Origin of the sequence: Streptococcus ilei, from assembly GCF_000479335.1 — a bacterium.
GTDB lineage: Bacteria > Bacillota > Bacilli > Lactobacillales > Streptococcaceae > Streptococcus > Streptococcus ilei.
This window is the reverse complement of the sequence record NC_022584.1, coordinates 535971-558327: the sequence shown is the minus strand read 5'-3', so window position 1 is coordinate 558327 and position 22357 is coordinate 535971. Positions and strand designations below refer to the sequence as shown.

Annotated in this window: 19 protein-coding genes and 1 pseudogene; 17 read left to right on the top strand and 3 right to left on the bottom strand. The window is 41.9% G+C overall.

Going from position 1 to position 22357, the window contains the following annotated elements:
• Positions 1–53: 53 nt before the first annotated feature.
• Positions 54–1151 carry a carbamoyl phosphate synthase small subunit gene (locus N596_RS02775; protein WP_023026870.1) on the top strand — a complete coding sequence of 366 codons (1098 nt, stop codon included), beginning with the start codon at positions 54–56 and terminating at the stop codon, positions 1149–1151.
• On the top strand, positions 1148–2875 hold the full coding sequence (locus tag N596_RS02770; RefSeq protein WP_023026869.1) for an ATP-binding protein: 1728 nt from the start codon (positions 1148–1150) through the stop codon (positions 2873–2875). The genes N596_RS02775 and N596_RS02770 overlap by 4 nt, the downstream gene beginning before the upstream one ends.
• Positions 2876–3083: 208 nt before the next feature.
• On the opposite strand, the gene pepT is transcribed toward N596_RS02770, so the two are convergent.
• From pepT to N596_RS02755, 3 genes are read right to left on the bottom strand one after another with little or no spacing between them, the layout of a single operon-like run.
• Entirely contained in the window at positions 3084–4304 is a 1221-nt protein-coding gene (gene pepT / locus N596_RS02765) for a peptidase T (protein ID WP_023026868.1), read from the bottom strand.
• 14 nt (positions 4305–4318) lie between these two features.
• Positions 4319–5137, bottom strand: a complete 819-nt coding sequence (locus N596_RS02760; RefSeq protein WP_023026867.1) for a Cof-type HAD-IIB family hydrolase — start codon at positions 5135–5137, stop codon at positions 4319–4321.
• Positions 5134–5886 (bottom strand): LexA family transcriptional regulator, encoded by a 753-nt coding sequence (locus N596_RS02755; protein WP_023023357.1) that lies wholly within the window; start codon positions 5884–5886, stop codon positions 5134–5136. Before N596_RS02755 ends, N596_RS02760 begins: the two co-directional genes overlap by 4 nt.
• Before the next feature lie 192 nt (positions 5887–6078).
• Between N596_RS02755 and lepA the strand changes: the two genes are divergently transcribed.
• The 15 genes and pseudogenes from lepA to N596_RS02675 all read left to right on the top strand — a co-directional run bounded on the left by lepA (position 6079) and on the right by N596_RS02675 (position 22357).
• Positions 6079–7902: a translation elongation factor 4 gene (gene lepA / locus N596_RS02750; protein ID WP_023023355.1), complete on the top strand. Its 1824-nt coding sequence runs from the start codon at positions 6079–6081 to the stop codon at positions 7900–7902.
• Between the two features lie 149 nt (positions 7903–8051).
• A complete protein-coding gene (locus N596_RS02745) occupies positions 8052–8714 on the top strand; it encodes a hypothetical protein (RefSeq protein WP_023026865.1) in 663 nt (220 codons plus the stop codon).
• A 240-nt stretch (positions 8715–8954) separates the two neighbouring features.
• Positions 8955–9449: a YkgJ family cysteine cluster protein gene (locus N596_RS02740; RefSeq protein ID WP_023026864.1), complete on the top strand. Its 495-nt coding sequence runs from the start codon at positions 8955–8957 to the stop codon at positions 9447–9449.
• Between the two features lie 2 nt (positions 9450–9451).
• The gene (gene pynA / locus N596_RS02735) at positions 9452–10135 is read left to right on the top strand and encodes a pyrimidine 5'-nucleotidase PynA (RefSeq protein ID WP_023026863.1); all 684 of its coding nucleotides are present in this window, start codon (positions 9452–9454) and stop codon (positions 10133–10135) included.
• 50 nt (positions 10136–10185) lie between these two features.
• Positions 10186–10935 (top strand): hypothetical protein, encoded by a 750-nt coding sequence (locus N596_RS02730; protein ID WP_023026862.1) that lies wholly within the window; start codon positions 10186–10188, stop codon positions 10933–10935.
• Between the two features lie 124 nt (positions 10936–11059).
• A complete protein-coding gene (rpsP, locus tag N596_RS02725; RefSeq protein WP_006596292.1) occupies positions 11060–11332 on the top strand; it encodes a 30S ribosomal protein S16 in 273 nt (90 codons plus the stop codon).
• A 19-nt stretch (positions 11333–11351) separates the two neighbouring features.
• Entirely contained in the window at positions 11352–11591 is a 240-nt protein-coding gene (gene kphA, locus N596_RS02720; RefSeq protein WP_003001620.1) for an RNA-binding protein KphA, read from the top strand.
• 129 nt (positions 11592–11720) lie between these two features.
• Positions 11721–12239 (top strand): ribosome maturation factor RimM, encoded by a 519-nt coding sequence (gene rimM, locus N596_RS02715; protein ID WP_023026861.1) that lies wholly within the window; start codon positions 11721–11723, stop codon positions 12237–12239.
• Positions 12229–12945 (top strand): tRNA (guanosine(37)-N1)-methyltransferase TrmD, encoded by a 717-nt coding sequence (trmD, locus tag N596_RS02710; RefSeq protein ID WP_023026860.1) that lies wholly within the window; start codon positions 12229–12231, stop codon positions 12943–12945. The genes rimM and trmD overlap by 11 nt, the downstream gene beginning before the upstream one ends.
• Before the next feature lie 132 nt (positions 12946–13077).
• Entirely contained in the window at positions 13078–15285 is a 2208-nt protein-coding gene (locus tag N596_RS02705) for a coiled-coil domain-containing protein (RefSeq protein ID WP_042361409.1), read from the top strand.
• 530 nt (positions 15286–15815) lie between these two features.
• On the top strand, positions 15816–17633 hold the full coding sequence (locus N596_RS02700) for a CAP domain-containing protein (protein ID WP_023026859.1): 1818 nt from the start codon (positions 15816–15818) through the stop codon (positions 17631–17633).
• 435 nt (positions 17634–18068) lie between these two features.
• A pseudogene (locus tag N596_RS02690) lies at positions 18069–18810 on the top strand (DeoR/GlpR family DNA-binding transcription regulator).
• The gene (gene pfkB, locus N596_RS02685; RefSeq protein ID WP_023026858.1) at positions 18807–19718 is read left to right on the top strand and encodes a 1-phosphofructokinase; all 912 of its coding nucleotides are present in this window, start codon (positions 18807–18809) and stop codon (positions 19716–19718) included. The pseudogene N596_RS02690 and the gene pfkB overlap by 4 nt, the downstream one beginning before the upstream one ends.
• A complete protein-coding gene (locus tag N596_RS02680) occupies positions 19715–21685 on the top strand; it encodes a PTS fructose transporter subunit IIABC (protein ID WP_023026857.1) in 1971 nt (656 codons plus the stop codon). The genes pfkB and N596_RS02680 overlap by 4 nt, the downstream gene beginning before the upstream one ends.
• 297 nt (positions 21686–21982) lie before the next feature.
• On the top strand, positions 21983–22357 hold the full coding sequence (locus N596_RS02675; protein ID WP_006596301.1) for a DUF1149 family protein: 375 nt from the start codon (positions 21983–21985) through the stop codon (positions 22355–22357).

The following is a 22357-nucleotide window of genomic DNA, read 5'->3' as shown; positions in this document are numbered from 1 at the left end:
ACAATCTGGTGGTCTTTTCTCACTTTTCTTTTTGGAGTTTGTAAGGAGAATTTATGGTAAAACGTCTCTTGGTATTAGAAGATGGGACGGTTTTTGAAGGAACTGGTTTTGGAGCGGATACCTATGTTAGTGGCGAATTGGTCTTGAATTCTGCCATGACGGGTTATCAGGAGTTGATCACCGACCAGTCCTATAAGGGGCAAATTTTAGCCTTTACATTTCCAGTTATCGGTACAACAGGGATTAACCGAGATGATTATGAATCGATTTTTCCAGGTTGTCTAGCAGTGGTAGTGCACCAATTAGCAAGCCATCCAAGTAATTGGCGCAAACAGCTGTCCTTAGATGCTTACCTGAAAAAACACAACATTCCAGGGATTCAAGGAGTGGATACTCGAAAGCTGGCTAAAATTGTTACAGAACATGGAAGCATGAAGGCTACAGTGGTTAATGAAGGGGATGCGATTGAGCATATCCTAGATCAACTTCGGGCAACCGTCTTGCCTTTTGACCAAGTCCGTCAAGTATCGACTAAAACCCCTTATGCTGCACCAGGATTTGGGAAGAGTATTGTCTTGATCGACCTGGGCTTACGCCACTCCGTTTTGCGTCAATTAATTGCGAGAGGATGTAATGTAACGGTCGTTCCCTATTCCGTTAAATTAAAAGAATTGAAGGATTTGCAGCCAGATGCGATCATTCTATCCAGTGGTCCAGGGAATCCCCATCATATTGATAGTATTTGCCAGATGATTGCTAAAATTGATCCTCATATTCCGATCATGGGGATCGGCTTGGGGGCAGAATTACTAGCCCTTGCCCACGGAGGAAGCCTCACCAAACTAAAAAGTCCTCATCGAGGACTCAACATTCCTGTAAAAGAGGTCGCTACCGGGAAAGTCGAAATCACTAGCCAAAATCATCAGTACAACATCGAACGCGATACGCTTCCACGTGATTTTCTGATAACGCATGAAGAGCTTCATGATCACTCTATTGAGGCCTTTCGTCATCGCTACCTTCCTTTAATTGGTGTCCTCTACCATATTGAGTCCAGTCCAGGACCAAGGGAAAGTCTCTATTTCTATGATGAATTTATGGATCTGATTGAAAGTAAATCGGACGAAAGAAGGGAGGAGCTATGGTCATGAATCAAGTAACGCTTTTGTGTGCAGAATCTTTTAATGATGTCAGTTTGCTTGGAGCACTCACTTCTTGTCCCTTATTAAAAGAACGTGGCTTCCAAACTGAAATCCTCTATTGTGGAGATGAGAATGCTATCACCAAAGAAGCAAGGGAAGCTGTTAGAGTCATTCGTTTAAAGTTAGACAGTCTGAAAGGTGCTCTTCTAGCGTCGAAAACAAAGAATCTACTGTTATCTTTTGCGGATAAGCAACTTCTTGGGCTTTTATTCAGATTGGAGGAAATCGGATTTCTTAAAGAGCATAAAATTCGTATTTTAGGAACTTCGCTTAGGCAGTACCGAACTTTTTATCATCAGGCAGACCAAAAGTCATTTTTACAGGATCTGGGGTATCAAGTTCCTTCCTCTTCCTTGGTTTCAACAGTCAGAGAGGCCATTGAGTTTTCGGAACAAATCCAATTTCCAATTGTTGTTTGGCCACTTGCCAGCAAGCATGGGCAAGGTCGTCGGATCGCTAATAACTTGGATGATCTATGTGATGCTGTCGAAAATGGGCTAGAAGTATCGCCACAAGGCCAGTGTTTGTTGGAGTTCTCTACAGTTGGCTTCAAGGAGTTGGAATACATCGTCGTCCGAGATCGCCAGGATAATTATTATCTTGCGGGTAACATTGAAAGTGTCGACCCAGTGGGGATCCACTCCAGTGATTCCTATCAAGTCATCCCTAGTCTGACCTTGACGGATACAGAGCACCAGGCATTGAGAGAGGCAGCTTTGTCTATTGTACGCCATTTGAGATTGATTGGAGCGACCTCTATCAAGTTTGCGCTAGATCCAAAGAGTTACCAATTTTATATTCTTGAGGTCAATCCTTTTGCATCCGATTCTTTCTCGACCATGTCGATGGCTTTGGGGTATTCGATTTACCACCAGGCTCTATGCTTAAAATTAGGCGACCATCTGTTAGATCTTCCTCACCCTACCATGAAGGGTCTGACTGCCCTATTTGAACCCACTCTAGATCGTATTCTCTTTAAACTCCCTGTCTTTCCAATTGAGAAAGTTTCAAGAGTCCTCAATACTCAGATTCATTCAATCGGTGCTCTTTATGGATTTGGAACTAGTCTAGAAGAAGCCTATCAGCAAGCTGTTGAAAATTTTGGTTCGGATCAGTGGCCTAAGAATATTCTGAAGGATGTTTCGGACGATGAATTGATTCAACGGATTGCCAAACGGATGCCCTATCGTTTTTCATCAATCTTAGAGGCTTTCCATAGAGGCTTCGAAATGGAAGAAGTAAGTGACCTGAGTCGAATGGATCCTTTCTATCTCCAGTTTTTGTATAATATCTACTTGTACGAGAGACAAGAACAGCCCCAAATAAATCATTCTTTAAAGTTTCACCCTTTGGATTTGACAGCCGGATTTGGTCATGTTGGAGAAGGAGTGACCTTCTTTAGTTCTATTTTTGGAGACGACGAGGCATCAGATTGGAGTGACTGGACATTGTTGGTTGATCGAGGATCTCTAGACGAACCTAGAAGGATTCTACAAATCATTGAACGTTTGAGAATAGAGAAGGAAGCTGGAAGAAAAGTAGCCCTTCTTAGTAATCTACCTTTCGTTGGCCAAGTGGCTCATGCCTGCTTGCGAATCCCTCTTTCAGTTTATGAAAGTTACCAGAGTCAAATCGATGGACAGTTTGCTAGGGTAGAATACATGAATGAATAGAATGAAAAATGAGGCTGGGACAAAAGTCCTAGCCTCTAAATTGTCTTTGGATTGTCGAGTAAGACGCAGTGGTTGAGTGGGCTCTACTACGCTGATTTCATCAGCTTTTAAAGCCCTACTCAACTGTGCGGAGGTGGGACGACGAAATCGAATTCTAACGAAGTACCGATTTCTGTCCCACTCTCATTTTTTTGAACAATATACTGAATTAAGAATGGCTAACAATACCGATAATGGTATCAACTGCACGCTCCATAGTTTGAAGACTGACGTATTCAAAGCGACCATGCATATTTTCGCCACCAGCGAAGAGATTTGGTGTCGGAATACCCATGAAGGAAATTTTAGACCCATCTGTACCACCACGGATTGGTTCAATAATAGGCGTGATGTCCAGATCTTCCATAACTTCCTTAGCCAAGTTGACAGGTGTCATATCTTTCTCGATTACCTGTTTCATGTTATAGTACTGGTCTTTAAGAGTCAAAAGGACTCTTTCTGCACCAAGTTCTTGGTTCATCTTGTTTGCAATCTCTTCCATCTTTGCCTTACGAGCTTCGAAATTCTCTGTCTCGAAGTCACGGATGATGTAGCTAGCATGCGCTTCCTCGACAGTACCATCCACATTCATCAAGTGGTAGAAACCTTGGTAGCCATCTGTTTTTTCAGGACGGTCTTCTTCAGGAAGTTGATTATGGAAGTCAATGGCTAACTGAAGTGCATTGACCATTTGGTTCTTAGCAGTCCCTGGGTGAACATTACGGCCTTTGAAGGTGATTTCAGCGCCTGCAGCGGAGAAGGTTTCGTATTGCAATTCACCAAGAGGCCCACCGTCAACTGTATAGGCAAAGTCCACATTGAAATCTTCTGCATCAAATTTGTCCGCTCCAATCCCGATTTCTTCATCTGGTCCAAAACCAACTCGGATTTCACAGTGTTTGATTTCAGGATGTACAGTCAAGTATTCAATGGCTGTCATGATTTCAGCGATCCCTGATTTGTCATCAGCGCCAAGTAGGGTCGTACCGTCTGTAGTGATCAAAGTCTGTCCCTTGTAGTTGTTGAGGTTAGCAAAGTCAGCAGGATCTAGTGAATAACCAGAATCACCAAGAGCAATAGTGCCACCATCATAGTTTTCGATAACTTGGGGACTGATGTTTTCCGCATTGAAATCAGCTGTATCCATATGTGAGATAAAGCCAATCTTTCGTGTGAGACTTGGATCATTTGCTGGAAGAGTTCCAATAGCAAAACCGTTTGGAAGATAATAAACATTTTGCAGTCCAACTCTTTCCATTTCAGGAAGTAACACATTCTTTGCAAACTCTACTTGTGATGGTGTGCTAGGAGTTGTTGTTGAAGTCTCATCAGATCGAGTATTGACTTTGACATAGGTTAAAAATCGTTCTAGTAATGTTGGGTATTTCATCTGTTTTTCCTTTTCTAGTTCTGTGCTTGTAAAACATAGCGCTTGATAGCAGTGGCGACACCGTCTTCTTCGTTAGAAGTTGTGGTAACGTCAGCCAAGGCTTTGATAGTATCAGGAGCATTGCCCATTGCAACTCCAAGACCTGCGTACTCAATCATTTCAATATCGTTGTTTTCATCTCCGATAGCCATGATCTGTTCTCTAGGAATGCCTAGGTGTTCAGCAAGAGCTTTTAAACCAGTCGCTTTGTTTACGCCTTTGGGAAGAATTTCAAAGAGAATAGGTTGAGAGCGAATGGTGTGGAAGCGCTGGGACAATGCTTCTTTATAGGTCTCTTGAAAGGCATCGATCTGTTCTTTCTGATCAATAAACATCCCTTGGAAAATTGGTTGTGCCTCAAGAACTTCTCGCAATCCCAATGATACAGGCACAGCAGAAACGATATTAGCGTCCATTTTGGCTATTTCTGAAGGATCCCGATTCAAAATGATATAGCGATTTAAATCGAATAAACTTAATTGAGGATGAATTTCCTGAGTCAATTGATCGAGATAAACCAAATCTTCTTCAGATAAGGCATCATAGGTAATGACGGACCAATCTGAAGATTTGACAGTGGTACAACCGTTATTAATCACCGAATAGGAATGGTTGCTTTTGAAACCAATTTCTTCAAAGATTGGACGGACACCAGATAGGGGGCGTCCCGTACAAATGACGACGTGTAAGCCAGCAGCTTCAGCGTTCAAAAGAGCCTGCCGATTAGCAGGGCTAATGGTTTTATCTGGTGATAAAAGAGTTCCATCTAAATCGATAGCGATCAATCGAATCATAACTCATCCTCCTTAGCAGGAAGAAAGCTAGCAATGACTTTTCCAATTACTCTAGGTTCCTCTTCTAAGGGGATGACCTTGTCACTATACTTTTTATTTAGCGAAACAAGACGGATTCCTTGGGCTTCACGGAAGACACGCTTGATTAAGGTTTGCCCATCGTACTCAATGGCATAGATGGCACCAGCAGTATCGTAGAAAGTTTGCTTGATTAGGGCAACAGATCCTTTTGGATATTTTGGCTCTAGCGAGTCAGTATGAATCCAAAGTGCTAAATCATAAGCTAGTTTTTGATCAAACCAAACTAAATCTCCCTTAGAAGCACTTTGACTCGCAGCATAACTGTCAAAGACTGTATAGGGTGTATATTTCTTCTCGATACGTTTGCGCTCCGCTTGTAAAACCAATAAGCGATTGGCTTCCTCTAAGAGAGAGTCTTGAAAATCCTCATCTAGTTGCTTATAGATAAACTCAATCTTAGAATCCTCCAAGGTATCTGGTTGACCATAACGTGGGTCTAAATCAGAAATAGGAATTTCAAAGAAGCTAGCAATCTTTTCTAAGTTCTCACTAACTGGGAGAGAAGTTCCTTTAACATAGCCCGTCAAGGTACTAGCTGGAATACCAGTTGTACGAGATAAATCGACCTGTTTCTTATTTTGAACCTTTAATAGTTCTCTTATTTTTTCGGAAATAATGCGCAAAGCCTCTTTATCCTGTGGGCTTGCTTTTCCACGTCCTCTTGCCAAGAGCTTCACCTCCTTTTACATTACAATTCATTATAGCGAATTAAATCGAAAAAGTAAACAAAAACCTTATCTAAATAAAGATTTTATCAAACTTCGATATAAATCAAAATTCAGGTGATTTGATTCATTAAAACTAGCCAAGAAACAGGCTTTTTGTTATAATATACTGAATAGTTTTATAAGGATGAAAAAATGAATTTAGAAGAATTAAAGAAACGACAAGAGAAAATTCGGAACTTCTCGATTATCGCCCACATTGACCACGGAAAGTCAACCTTGGCGGACCGAATCTTAGAGAAAACCGAGACCGTTTCTAGTCGAGAAATGCAAGCTCAGCTCCTAGATAGCATGGATCTAGAACGGGAACGTGGGATTACCATCAAGCTCAATGCCATCGAGTTGAACTATACGGCTAAAGATGGGGAGACATATATCTTCCACTTGATTGACACACCAGGACACGTGGACTTTACCTATGAGGTTTCTCGTTCGCTCGCAGCCTGTGAAGGGGCGATTTTAGTAGTCGATGCTGCTCAAGGGATTGAGGCGCAGACCCTAGCCAATGTTTATCTGGCACTGGACAATGATTTGGAGATCCTGCCAGTCATTAACAAAATTGACTTACCAGCTGCAGATCCAGAACGTGTGCGGACAGAAGTGGAGGATGTGATCGGCTTGGATGCCAGTGAGGCAGTCCTAGCTTCTGCCAAGGCCGGCATCGGAATCGAAGAGATTTTGGAACAAATCGTCGAGAAAGTTCCAGCACCAACTGGAGACGTTGCCGCTCCATTGCAAGCCTTGATCTTTGACTCGGTATACGACCCATACAGGGGAGTCATTCTTCAAGTCCGTGTGGTCAATGGCCTAGTGAAGCCAGGCGACACCATCCAGTTGATGAGTAATGGTAAGACCTTTGATGTGACTGAGGTTGGGATTTTTACTCCTAAAGCAGTGGGTCGTGACTTCCTTGCGACTGGAGATGTTGGTTATATTGCAGCCTCTATTAAGACGGTTGCGGATACTCGTGTCGGGGATACTGTGACCTTGGCTACTAATCCAGCAGCTGAGCCTCTTCATGGATATAAGCAAATGAACCCAATGGTCTTTGCTGGTCTTTACCCGATCGAATCCAACAAATACAATGATCTTCGGGAAGCACTGGAAAAGTTGCAACTCAATGACGCCAGTCTTCAATTTGAACCTGAGACTTCTCAAGCCCTTGGTTTTGGTTTCCGTTGTGGTTTCTTGGGTCTCCTTCACATGGATGTTATCCAAGAACGTTTGGAGCGCGAGTTCAACATTGACTTGATCATGACGGCACCGTCAGTTATCTACAAGGTCAATTTGACAGATGGAGAAGTGCTGGATGTGTCCAACCCATCTGAGTTTCCAGATCCAACCAAGATCGCTTCGATTGAAGAACCATATGTTAAAGCACAAATCATGGTACCACAAGAGTTTGTCGGAGCTGTGATGGAATTGGCCCAACGCAAACGGGGGGACTTTGTGACCATGGACTACATCGATGAAAATCGAGTTAATGTCATCTATCAAATCCCATTGGCTGAAATTGTCTTTGATTTCTTTGATAAATTGAAGTCTTCCACTCGTGGCTATGCTAGCTTTGACTATGAGTTGTCTGAGTACCGTCCATCCAAACTGGTTAAGATGGATATTCTCCTCAATGGAGATACCGTCGATGCCCTCAGCTTTATCGTTCACAAGGACTTTGCCTATGAACGAGGTAAGTTGATTGTTGAGAAGCTCAAGAAGATTATCCCTCGTCAACAGTTTGAAGTGCCTATCCAAGCAGCTATCGGTCATAAGATCGTGGCCCGTACAGATATCAAGGCCCTTCGTAAGAACGTCTTGGCCAAGTGTTATGGTGGGGACGTCTCACGGAAACGCAAGCTTCTTGAAAAACAAAAAGCCGGTAAGAAACGAATGAAAGCTATCGGTTCAGTAGAAGTACCACAGGAAGCCTTCTTGTCAGTTCTGTCAATGGATGAGGAATAAGCTTCTCTCTGGAATAATAGAACAAATGGAACGTCCCGATAGGGACGTTTTTCTATCGGGCTAGACAAATAGTGCTTTCAAATCTAAGTAGAATGTGATAAACTAGAGGTATCAAAATCCATCACAATCCATCACAAAGGAGAGGGAAGATGAAAAATAAGTTCTTACTTGCGACCGTTTCGGTCTTTTCAGCTCTTGCTCTTGTAGCTTGTAGCACTCCTAAAAAAGAGTCTAGAAAACCATTATCATCTGAGTCTAGTTCCACTGAGGTGGTAAAAAAGAGTAAAAAATCATCTAGCAAAAAAACATCTAGTAAGGTAGAATCAAAATCATCGGATGATACCAAGAGTTCTGTCGAAACCAAACGGGTTGGTTCTGCCGATTATGGCTATATCGATATTCCAAGTAAGTGGATTAAATTTACAGATATAGATGGTGGAGACAGTATTCAATTTACGGATGGTAGTGCCTATAATATCGTAACCATGAACGGGTATACCAAAGAGAAAGCGAATGTCGGTGAAGGAGAAGTCTTCAACGCAGAGTTGATTGCGAACCGTATTGCTTACTATTGGAAGGACAATAAAGAAGTAGACAAAATGTGGGGAGCTAAAACCACTGTCTCAGGTAATGAAGCTTTGCAGTTGAATATTATCCTTAAATCTGGCCAGTACCTCATTACTTGGGTCTTCCAAAAGGATGATAAGGTATACTTGATGTCTTTTGAAGGGGATAAAGAGACTTTGGCACAATTCATTCCTTACATTGAGGAAACTTGGAGTTTGGATGGAACAGGAGCTGTTACAGATTAGTCAATTTGAGGCTGAGACAAAAGACCTAGCCTCTCAATTGTCTTTGGATTGTTGAGCAAGACGCAGTGATTGAGTGGGCTCTACTACGCTGATTTCATCAGCTTTTACAGCCCTACTCAACTGTGCGGAGGTGGGACGACGAAATCGAATTCTAACGAATTACCGATTTCTGTCCCACTCTCTTTTTTACTCTCTCTGTGGTATAATGCTCTTATCAAATTAGCGATTAGAAAGTAGTTTATGACTCAAGAAATTGACCTTGAAAAATACCATCAATTAGCCCTTCAAAAGCAAAAGGAGCACCGCAAGGTATTGGCGGATCTGAAAATGAAACCACCTAAGAATCTAGATAAAATAGCGCAAGAGATTCACAATGAAGTATTTCAAGAAATTGATTGTACCGCTTGTGCCAATTGCTGTAAGACCCTAGGGCCAGATTTTAAAGAAGCGGATATCACCCGCATCGCTAAGTATTTCAAAATGAAACTTCCTGCTTTTGAGGCTGAATTTCTTCAAGTTGATGAAGATGGAGATAAGGTTTTTAAGTCCATGCCTTGCCCCTTCCTGGGTGGCGATAATCTCTGCTCGATCTACGATGTTCGGCCTAAGGCGTGCCGAGAGTTTCCTCATACGGACCGTAAGAAGATCTACCAGATCAATCATCTGACCATCAAGAATACCTTGACATGCCCAGCAGCTTATTTATTTGTAGAAAAATTGAAGGACCGTTTGTAAGCATGTATACATTTTTATTATTCGACCTAGACCACACCTTGTTGGATTTTGATACAGCGGAGGAAGTGGCTTTAACGCAATTTCTTAAGGACCAGGGAGTTCAAGATATTCAAGCCTTTAAGGATTACTACAAACCTATGAACCAAGGGCTTTGGAAAGATTTGGAACAAAAGAAAATTAGCAAGAAAGACTTGATTAACAGCCGGTTCGCGATTGCCTTTGCTCATTTTGGAAGACAGGTAGATGGTGAAGAGATGGCTTTGCGCTACCAGGATTATATTAGCCAACAGGGACAGAGCTTCCCTGGAGCGGAAGACTTGCTGGCAGAGTTGGTAGAAAGGGGTTATCAGCTCTATGGGGCTACCAACGGTGTTACTGCTATTCAGCAAGGACGCTTGAAGCAGTCAGCCATTACCCCTTATTTCAAGGAGATCTTCATTTCTGAACAATTAGGAACTCAAAAACCGGAAGTAGCCTTTTATGAAAAGATCGGTAACTTGATACCTGGTTTTACCAAGGAGCAAGCTCTTATGATAGGGGATTCTTTGACGGCGGATATCGCTGGGGGCAATGCTGCGGGGATTGATACCGTCTGGTATAATCCGGATCACAAAGAAAATACCAGTCCAGCAGTACCGACCTATGTCGTTGCTGACTATCAAGCGTTACTGGATATTCTTAAGTAAAAACTTATTTCAAACTAGCTGTTAAGCTAGTTTTTTGGTATCATGGTGGAATGAATAAATTTAAATTAATAAGGGTTACCATCAAAAGATGGCTTCGCTATCTGCTTCTTGCATTCGCCACAGTGGTCGCTCTCTTAATTTGTTTTCTATTTTATTTTACTAATCAAGAAGAAAAAGAAATCCAAGAGCAAATTTCTGGCTTTTATCAGGAAGCGGGATTTAAAGGAGACCTAAGTTTTAAAGCAGCTCAACTCCATGGGATGTCGACTAAATATGCCTATAGCTATCAAGAAAGGGTTGAGGGAAAAACGGTTCAGTTTGACTTTCCCTATGCGACTCATCTATCCAAAGAAGAAGGTGGGAAAAACTATGACACGGCAGAAGAACTAGCTTACCATTCCAAAAGCTGGCTTGTTGCACCATTTTTCGAAAGAGCCTTCGCTGAATCTCAAGGTTTTCAAAAACTGACTCAGGAAATAAAAGAAGAGTTTCGTAAACAGGGCTTAGAGGTAAGCGAGGTTCGTCTTCAGTTCCCAATCGATAATCCCGATTTCGAAAATCAATTGGCAACAGACTTACTAGCTGCTGAAAAAGCTGGAGAAACAGAACTTCGAGGGATTCTGACCTTGGATTATGCTAACTACCGCCAAATTAAGGGCTTTTCCTTTACCATCACAGTGACATCTCTCCCTAAAGAATTTGAAGGGAAGCGCTTGAATGTAAGCGGACTTCCTTCTGGAAACTATGTGATTGAATCTAATTCCCCAAAGGCTGAATCTTATAGCTTTGAGATCGAATAAAAAAATTTTTAATAGTGTCAAGTTTTTTTCTTGACAGGTCTTTAAAATGTGTTATAATAGATCATGTGCTAAATAGCTAGTCTATTTCACCGAAAATCAAAATATAGAAAAGAGACTTATTAAAATGGCAGTTAAAATTCGTTTGACTCGTATGGGTTCTAAGAAAAAACCTTACTACCGTATCAACGTAGCAGATTCACGTTCACCACGTGATGGACGTTTCATCGAAACAGTTGGAACTTACAATCCACTTGTTGAAGAAAACCAAGTTACTTTGAAAGAAGACCGCGTTCTTGCATGGTTGGCTGATGGAGCTCAACCTTCAGATACAGTTCGTAACATCCTTTCAAAAGAAGGTGTCTTGAAGAAATTCCACGATTCTAAATTCTCAAAATAATCATAAAGTAGGTTGATGTATGGATACGATTGAAAATCTAATTATTGCAATTGTGAAACCTTTGATTTCACAACCGGATGCCTTAACCATCAAGATCGAAGATACTCCCGAATTCTTGGAGTACCACCTTGACCTTGATCCTAGCGATGTTGGTCGAGTGATCGGTCGGAAAGGTCGCACCATTTCTGCGATAAGAACGATTGTCTACTCTGTCCCAACTGAAGATAAAAAAGTAAGAATCGTTATTGACGAAAAATAAAAAGGCGGGACATTGTCCCGTTTTTTTGTTTCAAAGGAAGGTTTTGTAGCAGTTTCTGGGTGGAAAGTCCATTTGAGAAAATCGATTGAACGTGATAAAATAAGGTGAATAAACTACACTGGAGAAATCATGAATTATTTTAACGTTGGGAAAATCGTCAATACGCAGGGTTTGCAGGGTGAGATGCGGGTCTTGTCTGTGACAGACTTTGCGGAAGAGCGCTTTAAAAAAGGAGCAGAGTTGGCTCTCTTTGATGAGAAGGATCAGTTTGTCCAAACGGTGACCATTGCCAGTCACCGCAAGCACAAGAACTTCGATATCATCAAGTTTAAAGATATGTACCATATCAATACCATTGAAAAATTCAAGGGTTTTAGCCTCAAGGTTGCCGAAGAAGCCTTGACTGATTTGGATGAGGGCGAGTTTTACTACCACGAGATCATTGGCCTTGATGTTTATGAAAATGACCAACTCATCGGTCAGATTAAGGAGATCCTTCAACCGGGTGCCAATGATGTTTGGGTGGTGAAGCGCAAAGGAAAACGCGACCTTCTCTTGCCTTATATCCCACCAGTAGTCCTCAATATTGATATCCCAGGAAATCGGGTGGATGTGGATATCTTGGAAGGGTTAGACGATGAAGATTGATATTTTAACCCTCTTTCCAGAGATGTTTTCACCCCTGGAGCACTCCATCGTCGGAAAGGCGCGTGAAAAGGGACTCCTTGAGATTAACTACCATAATTTCCGCGAAAATGCAGAGAAGGCGCGGCATGTGGATGATGAACCCTATGGTGGCGGGCAAGGCATGCTCTTGCGAGCTCAGCCGATTTTCGATGCCTTTGATGCTATTGAGAAAAAGAATCCGCGCGTGATCTTACTAGATCCAGCTGGGCGGACTTTTGATCAAGGTTATGCAGAAGAGTTAGCTCAAGAAGAAGAATTGATCTTTATCTGTGGCCACTATGAAGGCTACGATGAGCGGATCAAGTCCCTGGTGACAGATGAGATTTCTCTTGGAGACTATGTCTTAACCGGTGGTGAGCTAGCTGCTATGACCATGATTGATGCGACAGTACGCTTGATTCCAGAAGTGATCGGAAAAGAGTCCAGCCACCAGGATGATAGTTTCTCGTCCGGCCTTCTAGAATACCCTCAATACACACGGCCCTATGAATATCGAGGGATGACAGTTCCAGATGTCCTCATGAGTGGGCATCATGAAAATATCCGTCAATGGCGTCTCTATCAGAGTTTGAAAAAGACACTAGAGCGTCGTCCAGACCTGCTTGAAAACTATGACTTGACTCCAGAAGAAGAGAAGATGTTGGAGCAAATTAAACAAGAAGAATAACAGCCTTGGCTGTTTTTCTTTTGCCCTAAAATTAATAGAAAAAATCTTCCTCATCCTACTAGTTATTGGTAACAAAATGTGGTATCCTTATGGAGAGATAACAGATATGAAAAAGTGTTGGTGGTGTTTGCAATGGGCAAAAAAATAGGAAAATCAGTCTTTACAACGGGTGTCGCAGCGACAACCCTCTTTTCAGGTTTGTCCGGCCATAAGGCACAGGCTGAAGAGATTGTCCAGAACGATCCTGCCGATCAGCAATCGACGGATGTGACTGAAATGGATTCAAGTTTTATGGATAAAAATATCTTACATGACCAATTGCAAAAAGCTGAAAAAAGAGTCGAAGACCAACGGTTACGGCTGAACCAGGCTCAATCTGAATACAATGTCGCCAAATCAGGTCTGGAAGCTGCTGAAGCAAACCTAGAGACAACTGAAACGATGATTGAAGAATCCAATCAAACATCCCTTGGCAAAACTGAAAATGAAATTGCGGTTGCTGAGGCAGTTGTTACTCTAGAACAAGAAAAGGTACGCCAAGCAAGTGAGGCTGATAGTCAAGTTCGTTCTGCCATAAAGAGTCAAGAGAATAAAATTGCTGCCCAGCAGTTACTTGTTGATATCGCAGGAAATGAATTAAGAAAAGCCAAACAACCCATCCAGAATGATGAGGCAGTATTAGCACAGGCACAGCTAAAAGAGGAGCAGGCGCAAAACGAATTAAAAATAGCTCAAACCTTAGTGCTAAATCTGACAGAAACTCAATCCAAAGCGCCCTATGTCTTAAAGCAAGTTTCCAGCGAAATTGCGGGAGTACAGAAAAAAGTTGAAAAATTAACTTATCAAATCTCCCAAAAATTAGTAGAGTTAGAAAAAGTCCGTGAAGCGGCCATGGCTAGTCCAATCAATCTTCAAGAGACAAGCTATGAGACTTTGTTAGAGGAGTGGGCCAAGGCTGGTGACCAAGGTGCTGTTGAAGTTATGTCGCTTTATCATCGTGGGCGTGTAGAGGACCAGCTGACAGGTGGAAAGGCCACTAGATTAGATAACGTCCTAAAAGCGTTAGAAATTGTAGATACCATTAATCAGTACCGTCGCCAGGCAGGTTTAGGTGAGCTCTTGGTCGCTCCTTATCAATTACCGGTTAGTCAACTTCAAACGCACTATCATCAAAACCATGGACAAGCCCTGTCCAACTGGCAAGAGAATGAATTGATTGCTTGGGGCTATCGGCCTAGGGAGGCTGTTGCCTTCTGGTATAGTGAAAAGGAACTGTATCATCAAATTGCTCATCAATACGGTTTATCAATAGATGAAAGTCAACTAGATCCTAGCCAAATCTCTAAGAAAGTGGGAGCGGAGTTATTTGCTAAGATTGGACACTATGTCCAAATGATGGGGAATCAATATAAGGCCATTTCAGTTGCCTATGATCCAGATTTAGAGGTATCTCAAGTAGCTTTCTTTGAAGAGTCATCCCCCCTTTATACCAGTGAAGAACTGACAAAGTGGGTGAGAAACGTTGCCAATGCAAGGACGACAAAAGCGGATGTAAAGACTGTCAAAAATGCTTTGGAGAGTCTAAAAGTTGAAAGAACAAATCAAGAATCCCGCATCAATATCCTTTCTGGTCATTTATTCGATGTCAAGACTTCTCTTGCAAGTCATGAGCAACTATTAGCGCGTGCTCAAAGTAACCTAGCTTTAGCGATGAAGAAATGGCAGGCTGCGTCGACAGAGGCCAAGGAAGCAGCAAGCTCACTGGCGGTTTCACGAGCTCGGATACAAGGAGCGATTATCCCAAAAGAAGAGGCCTTAAAAAATGCCACTCTAGCATTAGAAGAAGATAAAAAGCAATTAGAAGTTTTACAAAATGCGGCGAGAGAGACTGCATCTAAGCTTGAAGGAGCACAGGCACAACTTCAACTTGCAAAAAATCAATTAGCACAAGTCAAAGGGCATCTGAAACTGTTCACCGATGCATCTGAATTGCTAGTAGATGCGCAAGCCTTGGTTGCCTCTGCTAAAACTGAAGTCGAGGAGAAAAAAGTACAATTTGAGGCAGAGTTTGAAACCTTTATGGCTTATCAAAAAGAGGCTAGAGATTTCAGGAGTCGGATAGAGAAGATTCAGTCAATTGAGGATGGAGAAAAAACTGCAGTAGGAGAAGAGGAGGAAGCAATTGATCCGGCTCAACTTTCTCTAGCTGATTCTAGTCAAACAGAGTATCCGTTACAAGTCGAAGATGACTTACCAGAAGTTGCAGGAAGAGCAGAACACAAGAGTAAAAAAGGCTTATCCAAATGGTTCCGAGGACTTGGGTTTAAAAAAGACCAATAGCTGTAAAAATGTCATCTAGCAACTGCTTAAAAGAGAGAGCGAATTCGTTCTCTCTTTTTGTATATTCTAGATGATTGTAGAAACAGCAAAAAATTACATAGGCGTGAAGCCTAATCTGCTCTTCTAAAACAATAGTATAATACTATCCTATTGTTTTATCCTTTATAACCATACCATTTGAAAGGCTAAAAATGAAGTAAATAATAGCTGTATAAAGAATGAGTATAGTTCTATGAGTAAAATAAGAAGGTTCTCAAATTATTTGCTATTCAAAACTTTCTGTGTTATAATTCTCACAAAGGAAGAAAAAGTGTCGATACTAAATATGCTGTTGTTATCAGTTTTTTAGGCAAAAATATGTGGGAATCTGACTGAAGTGTTCATTTTAAAAATAGGCCTTAGAAATAAATGAATATCTCATTCAGGAGCTCTCAAACCCTATATAAACTGGAAAAACAGCCAAATTAAACTTATGCATAGGTATTTTCATCCTTTTTATTTATAATACTATCCTAATGGAGATTATTGATATGGATAAAAAATATAGATATGTAACTCGGGCTATCTTGGCCTCTGCTGTAGCAGTTCCAGTTTTTGCTGCGTCAAACGTTCAAGCTGAAAGCTATAGCTGGAATACAAGTCGTTATGCCTATAGCTACTATACCCCAAGCTACAGTAACTATGGATATAATAATTACAACTATAACTATGGGTATAATAATTATGATTATTACTATGGTTACAACAATTATAACTATGGAAATTACGGCTATAACTATGGAAATTACGGCTATAACTATGGTTATAACAATTGGAATAACTACTATGGCTACAACAATCTCACACGTGATGAAAACTACATCTACTGGAATGGTAATCACTACTATCGCATGAATGATGGCACTTACCGGATCTACCGTAATGGCCAGTGGCAACCGTTGACCAATCGTAATAACTCTAGAAATAATCTAGCCAACGACCCGCATTACCTTTATGAGAATGGTTACCATTATTATTTATTAGAGAATGGGGATTACTATTACTATGAGAATGGTAAATGGGTATTTGTAAAAAATTCTAGTGAAACAGAAAACCCTGTAACGCCGGATACTCCAACACCTACTCCAAATCCTACTCCAACACCAGAGGAACCAAACCCAACTGATAAACCGGACCAACCGGTGGAACCTTCAGAACCGGCTACACCAGAAGATACTGGTAACTTGGTCTTCCCTGAGAATCCTCCATTTGTAGGTGCAGATGGTGAGTTTGATCCATTCACCCCAACTCCAGAGAATCCAGCGGATCCGAAGCCAGAAGTGCCGGTTCAACCTGAAGTACCTGGTAATGATGGTTTAGTAACAACAGATCAGCCAAGTGAAAACCAAATTCCACCATATGTTGAAGCACCAGCAGAAGGATTAGAACACCTTCCTTGGGCACCAAACGGACGTGTTCCTAAGTTGGTCTACCCACCTGGTAAGCCTGGATCAGCTGCATTGCGTAATGATAAGAACTATTACTTTGATGGGACAACTCATTACTACTATGTACCATCTGATACTGAAGCTACAGGATATTCTGCGTACTGGAAGTGGATTGATGGAAAATGGAAACTTCAAGGTATGACTGATCCAACTGACCCTGCCATCGATCCAAAATTCCACGAAGATGCAAAAGATGACGAGTATGCTTATAGCGATCGCGACTCAAGCGTGAAACTATACTCTACCAATGTGGTGGAAACAGTCAAAGCCGGCCAACCTTTACCGTTTAAAAACGTCGAAGAGTTTAAGGACTATGTCATTAAGAAAATGAATCCTAAGTTCATTGACAATGCTGGCTGGGATGCAAAAGTAGAATGGGAAATTGAAGACCCTGAACTCTTTGAACAATCAAAAGATAACCCATGGGCAAAAGACTATGTCTTAATTGCTAATCTAAAGAGTGGTGTTGACGAAAAAGAATACAAAGACGTTGAATTCGGCTATGTGAAATTCGTATTCCGTGTAGAAGCAACAGACGACACTAACTATATTTCTTTAGATAAGGCTAAAGAAGCATTTACCAAAATTAATGAACTAAGAAAAGCTCAAGGCTTGAAAGAGTTGACTTGGTCTGATGATATCTACAACAATCTTGCTCTTCCAAAAGCAAATCAAATCTCAAGACAGTACGATAGTACTGGATTTGTAGCTCGCCGTGAAGAAGATTCAGCAACTGTGGCAACAAAATGGTTCAACAGTGGCTTGCGTGAATTGTTACTAGATCCAAACGCAACTGAAGGAGCTGTAGCAGCAGTTGTAAATGGAGATGGATACTATTATTGGGCTTACAATTATAAATAATAGTCATGATGGATCATAACTTCCAATGGAAGAAGGATTATTCTGATGACAAAAAGAGGCTGGGACAAAAGTCCTAGCCTCTTAATTGTCTTTGGATTATCGAGCAAGACGCAGTGGTTGAGTGGGCTCTATGACGCTGATTTCATCAGCTTTTACAGCCCTACTCAACTGTGCGGAGGTGGGACGACGAAATCGAATTCTAACGAATTACCGATTTCTGTCCCACTCTCTTTTTCACGTGAAGAAAGTTGAAATTGGAGATTTTTAAAAGGATTTACAGGACTATGATAATGGTTAAATAGGTAGTTTAAAAGAGATAATGAAAGAAATTGATAGAAAAAATGATAGAAAATGAAAGAAAATGATATTTAATGCTTGACTTTGAAAGATAATAGAGTATAATAGTCCTTGTAATCGTTTCCGAAAGGAGCTTGTATGTTAAAATCTGAACGAAAACACATCATTTTAGAAAAGGTTATCAAAGAGCGAATCGTCTCTATTGAGGATTTGGTTCAAGAGTTAAACTCTTCGGAATCAACCATTCGACGCGATTTAGATGAATTAGAAGCAGAGAATAAACTGAGACGAATTCACGGTGGAGCTGAAAGTCTTCATTCCTTGCAGGAAGAAGAAAGCAATAAAGATAAAGCAATCAAAAACGTGCAAGAAAAATCTGCCATTGCAAAAAAAGCAGCAGAATTGATCAAAGATTTTGAAGTTGTCTTTATCGATGCAGGAACCACCAATGAATTATTGGTTCATGAATTGGCCAATCCAACCGTTACAGTTGTGACCAATTCCATTCACCATGCAGCTAGTTTAGTAGAGAGACATTCCAACGGTCATCATCGGCGGGATGGTCAAGACTTCGACTGACGCTAGCATCGGAGGAATGGCTTTGAATCAAATCGGCCAGTTGAGCTTTGATCGAGCTTTTATTGGAATGAATGGCGTAGACCTAGAGTCGTATAGCACACCGGATCTTGAAGAGGGGGCCGTTAAACGTGCCATTCTAGAGAATGCAAAGAATACTTATATTCTTCTAGACTCGTCGAAACTTGGACGGACATCTTTTGTCAAGGTAGCTCCGGTTAAGAGAGCAACCATTATTACTAATACTTCGGATACGGAAATCCTTTCTAAATTAAAAGAGAAAACGGAGGTTATAGAGGTTTGATTTATACAGTAACACTGAATCCTGCCATTGACTATATTGTCCGTCTCGATCATGTAGAGACAGGGGCGGTCAATCGGATGGCTTCGGAAGATAAATTCGCCGGTGGTAAGGGAATCAATGTCAGTCGTGTCTTGAACCGACTCGATATCGAGAACACAGCAACTGGGTTTATAGGTGGTTTCACAGGACGCTTTATCGAAGACGTGCTAACAAGCGAAGCTATTTCAACTAACTTTGTGACCGTGGACCAAGACACCCGGATTAATGTCAAGATCAAAGCCGATGAGGAGACAGAGATCAATGGCAATGGTCCAGAAGTGACAGAAGGTCAGTTGCAAGAACTACTCAGTATCCTATCCAACTTGACAGCAGATGATGTGGTAGTATTTGCAGGCTCTGCCCCATCTTCACTTGGAAATGCTGTTTACAAACAATTGATTGCAGCAACCCGTGCGACAGGCGCACAAGTGGTTTGCGACTTTGAAGGGCAGACCTTGATTGACTCCTTGGAGTTCAATCCCCAATTGGTCAAACCAAACAACCATGAATTGGGAGCCATTTTTGGAGTGACCTTGACGGAATTGCCAGAAATTGAACGCTACGCCAAAGAAATCTTGGCCAAAGGAGCACAAAACGTCATTATTTCCATGGCGGGCGATGGAGCACTTCTAGTCAGTCCAAGTGGTACTTATTTCGCAAAACCAATCAAGGGTCAAGTGAAGAATTCGGTCGGGGCTGGCGATTCTATGGTAGCAGGCTTCACTGGGAAGCTCGCAACGACAGGAGATGTCATCGAAGCCTTCAAATGGGGCGTGGCTTGTGGAACAGCGACCACCTTCTCAGATGATTTGGCGACAGCGGACTATATCAAAGAAATTTATGAAAAAGTAGAGGTAGAAAAACTATGAAAATTCAAGACGTTTTAAATAAAAACGTGATGTTGTTTGATCTTCAAGCAACAGATAAAGAAGGCGTGATCAATGAGATGGTCCAATCGCTCGTCGACAATGGTGTGGTGAAAGATTTTGAAGCTTTCAAAGCTGGCATCATGAACCGTGAAGCGCAAACTTCCACTGGTTTGGGTGAGGGGATTGCTATGCCTCACAGCAAAAACGAAGCTGTAAAAGAAGCAACGGTCTTGTTTGCAAAATCAAATAAGGGTGTTGACTATGCATCGCTTGATGGTCAACCAACTGACTTGTTCTTCATGATCGCGGCTCCAGAAGGGGCAAACGACACTCACTTGGCAGCTCTTGCTGAATTGTCTAAGTACTTGATGAAGCCAGGATTTGCAGACAAACTTCGCCAAGTAAGCACTCCTGATCAAGTGATCGCAGTTTTCGACGCAGAAGAGCAAGAAGCTGCAGCTGAAGAAGCTAAAAAAGCAGAAGCTGGCAAAGAAGCAGCCTCATCTGACAAACCATTGATTGTTGCTGTTACAGCATGTACAACAGGTATCGCCCACACTTACATGGCAGAAGAAGCCCTCATCAAAAAAGGTGAAGAAATGGGTGTTACAGTCCGTGTTGAAACCAACGGGGCATCCGGTGTCGGCAACCGCTTGACAGCAGAAGAAATCGCCAAAGCTGAAGGAGTGATCATTGCAGCAGATAAAGCAGTTGAAACGGCTCGTTTCAATGGCAAAAAATTGATCTCTAAACCAGTCGCAGCCGGTATCCGCCAGACAGAAGAATTGATCCAAACCATCTTAGACGGCAAAGCAGATGTCTTCCACGCTGAAAATGCAGCAGAAGCTAGCGCTAGCCAAGAAAAATTGAGCTTGGGTGGAGCCTTCTACAAACACTTGATGAGTGGGGTTTCTCAAATGCTTCCATTCGTAATCGGTGGTGGTATTTTGATCGCCCTTGCCTTCTTGATTGACCAAATTCTTGGAGTTCCTCAAGATCAATTGTCTCAACTTGGTTCATACCATGAATTAGCAGCTCAATTTAAAACAATCGGTGGTGCAGCCTTTGGCTTTATGCTTCCTGTACTTGCAGGTTACATCGGATTCTCCATCGCTGAAAAACCTGGTTTTGTAGCAGGGTTTATTGCAGGATCTATTGCTAGCTCAGGGTCAGCCTTTGGTAACATCGCTTTCGGTGCTGCTAAAGGTGAATTACCAGCAGCCGTATCATCTGGCTTCCTTGGCGCTTTGGTTGGTGGTTTCCTTGCAGGTGGAGTCGTTCTCTTCCTTCGTAAAGCACTTGCAGGTCTTCCACGCTCACTCGATGGGATCCGCTCTATCCTTCTCTTGCCATTACTTGGTGTTGGTTTGACAGGATTCTTGATGTTTCTTATCAACATTCCAATGTCAGCGATCAATACCTCTTTGAACAACTTCTTGACTAGCTTATCAGGTAGCTCGGCAGTTCTTCTTGGTCTCCTTGTTGGTGGTATGATGGCTGTCGATATGGGTGGACCAGTCAACAAAGCGGCTTATGTATTCGGTACAAGTACGTTGACAGCTTCAGCACTTACTAGTGGTGGTTCAACCGTTATGGCAGCCGTTATGGCAGCTGGTATGGTTCCTCCATTGGCAGTCTTTGTAGCAACTGTCTTATTCAAAGACAAATTTACAGAAGAAGAGCGCAACTCAGGTTTGACAAACATTATCATGGGTCTTTCCTTCATCACAGAAGGTGCCATTCCATTCGGTGCAGCTGACCCAGCTCGTGCCATCCCAAGCTTCATCGCAGGTTCAGCATTGACAGGTGCCCTTGTTGGTCTCGCAGGATTGAAACTGATGGCTCCTCACGGAGGAATCTTCGTTATTGCCCTTACTTCAAATCCGCTTCTTTACATCTTGTTCGTATTGATCGGTGCAGTCGTAAGTGGTATCTTGTTCGGATTGCTTCGCAAACCTAAAAATTAATCATATCTAACAGAGGCTGGGACAAAAGTCCTAGCCTTTCAATTGTCTTTTGATTGTCGAGCAAGACGCAGTGGTTGAGTGGGCTCTACTACGCTGATTTCATCAGCTTTTACAGCCCTACTCAACTGTGCGGAGGTGGGACGACGAAATCGAATTCTAACGAATTACCGATTTCTGTCCCACTCTCTTTTCTTCTTTCTGTGATAGAAAACAGTGTGAAAAGACATAGTTCTGCAATAGAATCTTGATTTAATTTGTGGTATAATTTTCATAACGCTTATTTTTAGGAGAACAAGTATGGATATCCAACGTGAAAAAGAATTTGTCAGCCAGTATCATTATGATGCTCGTAACTTTGAATGGGAAAAAGAAAATGGTACTCCCGAGACAAAAGTAGACGTCAACTTTCAATTGATTCAACGCGATACAGAGTTAAAGACAACCTCTTTAATTGTCATTTTGACCTATATGATTGTCTTTGATGGCTTTGTCATCAGCGGGACCATTACCCAAATCAACCACATTCACAATCGTTTAGTCAGCGAGCCAAGCGAATTCAGCAAAGAAGAAGTAGAAGAATTAGCTCGTCCTTGCTTGAATATGCTGAACCGTCTGACCTATGAAGTTACTGAAATCGCCCTTGATTTACCAGGAATCAATTTGGAGTTTTAA

What these genes read in the sequence shown, in the direction of transcription:
- N596_RS02705 (WP_042361409.1), top strand. Translation starts at nt 13,078, where the DNA reads ATGGGCAAAAAAATAGGAAAATCAGTCTTTACAACGGGTGTCGCAGCG.
- lepA (WP_023023355.1), top strand. Translation starts at nt 6,079, where the DNA reads ATGAATTTAGAAGAATTAAAGAAACGACAAGAGAAAATTCGGAACTTC.
- kphA (WP_003001620.1), top strand. Translation starts at nt 11,352, where the DNA reads ATGGATACGATTGAAAATCTAATTATTGCAATTGTGAAACCTTTGATT.
- N596_RS02775 (WP_023026870.1), top strand. Translation starts at nt 54, where the DNA reads ATGGTAAAACGTCTCTTGGTATTAGAAGATGGGACGGTTTTTGAAGGA.
- rpsP (WP_006596292.1), top strand. Translation starts at nt 11,060, where the DNA reads ATGGCAGTTAAAATTCGTTTGACTCGTATGGGTTCTAAGAAAAAACCT.
- pepT (WP_023026868.1), bottom strand. Translation starts at nt 4,304, where the DNA reads ATGAAATACCCAACATTACTAGAACGATTTTTAACCTATGTCAAAGTC.
- N596_RS02760 (WP_023026867.1), bottom strand. Translation starts at nt 5,137, where the DNA reads ATGATTCGATTGATCGCTATCGATTTAGATGGAACTCTTTTATCACCA.
- N596_RS02730 (WP_023026862.1), top strand. Translation starts at nt 10,186, where the DNA reads ATGAATAAATTTAAATTAATAAGGGTTACCATCAAAAGATGGCTTCGC.
- N596_RS02745 (WP_023026865.1), top strand. Translation starts at nt 8,052, where the DNA reads ATGAAAAATAAGTTCTTACTTGCGACCGTTTCGGTCTTTTCAGCTCTT.
- N596_RS02700 (WP_023026859.1), top strand. Translation starts at nt 15,816, where the DNA reads ATGGATAAAAAATATAGATATGTAACTCGGGCTATCTTGGCCTCTGCT.
- N596_RS02740 (WP_023026864.1), top strand. Translation starts at nt 8,955, where the DNA reads ATGACTCAAGAAATTGACCTTGAAAAATACCATCAATTAGCCCTTCAA.
- pynA (WP_023026863.1), top strand. Translation starts at nt 9,452, where the DNA reads ATGTATACATTTTTATTATTCGACCTAGACCACACCTTGTTGGATTTT.
- rimM (WP_023026861.1), top strand. Translation starts at nt 11,721, where the DNA reads ATGAATTATTTTAACGTTGGGAAAATCGTCAATACGCAGGGTTTGCAG.
- trmD (WP_023026860.1), top strand. Translation starts at nt 12,229, where the DNA reads ATGAAGATTGATATTTTAACCCTCTTTCCAGAGATGTTTTCACCCCTG.
- N596_RS02680 (WP_023026857.1), top strand. Translation starts at nt 19,715, where the DNA reads ATGAAAATTCAAGACGTTTTAAATAAAAACGTGATGTTGTTTGATCTT.
- N596_RS02675 (WP_006596301.1), top strand. Translation starts at nt 21,983, where the DNA reads ATGGATATCCAACGTGAAAAAGAATTTGTCAGCCAGTATCATTATGAT.
- N596_RS02770 (WP_023026869.1), top strand. Translation starts at nt 1,148, where the DNA reads ATGAATCAAGTAACGCTTTTGTGTGCAGAATCTTTTAATGATGTCAGT.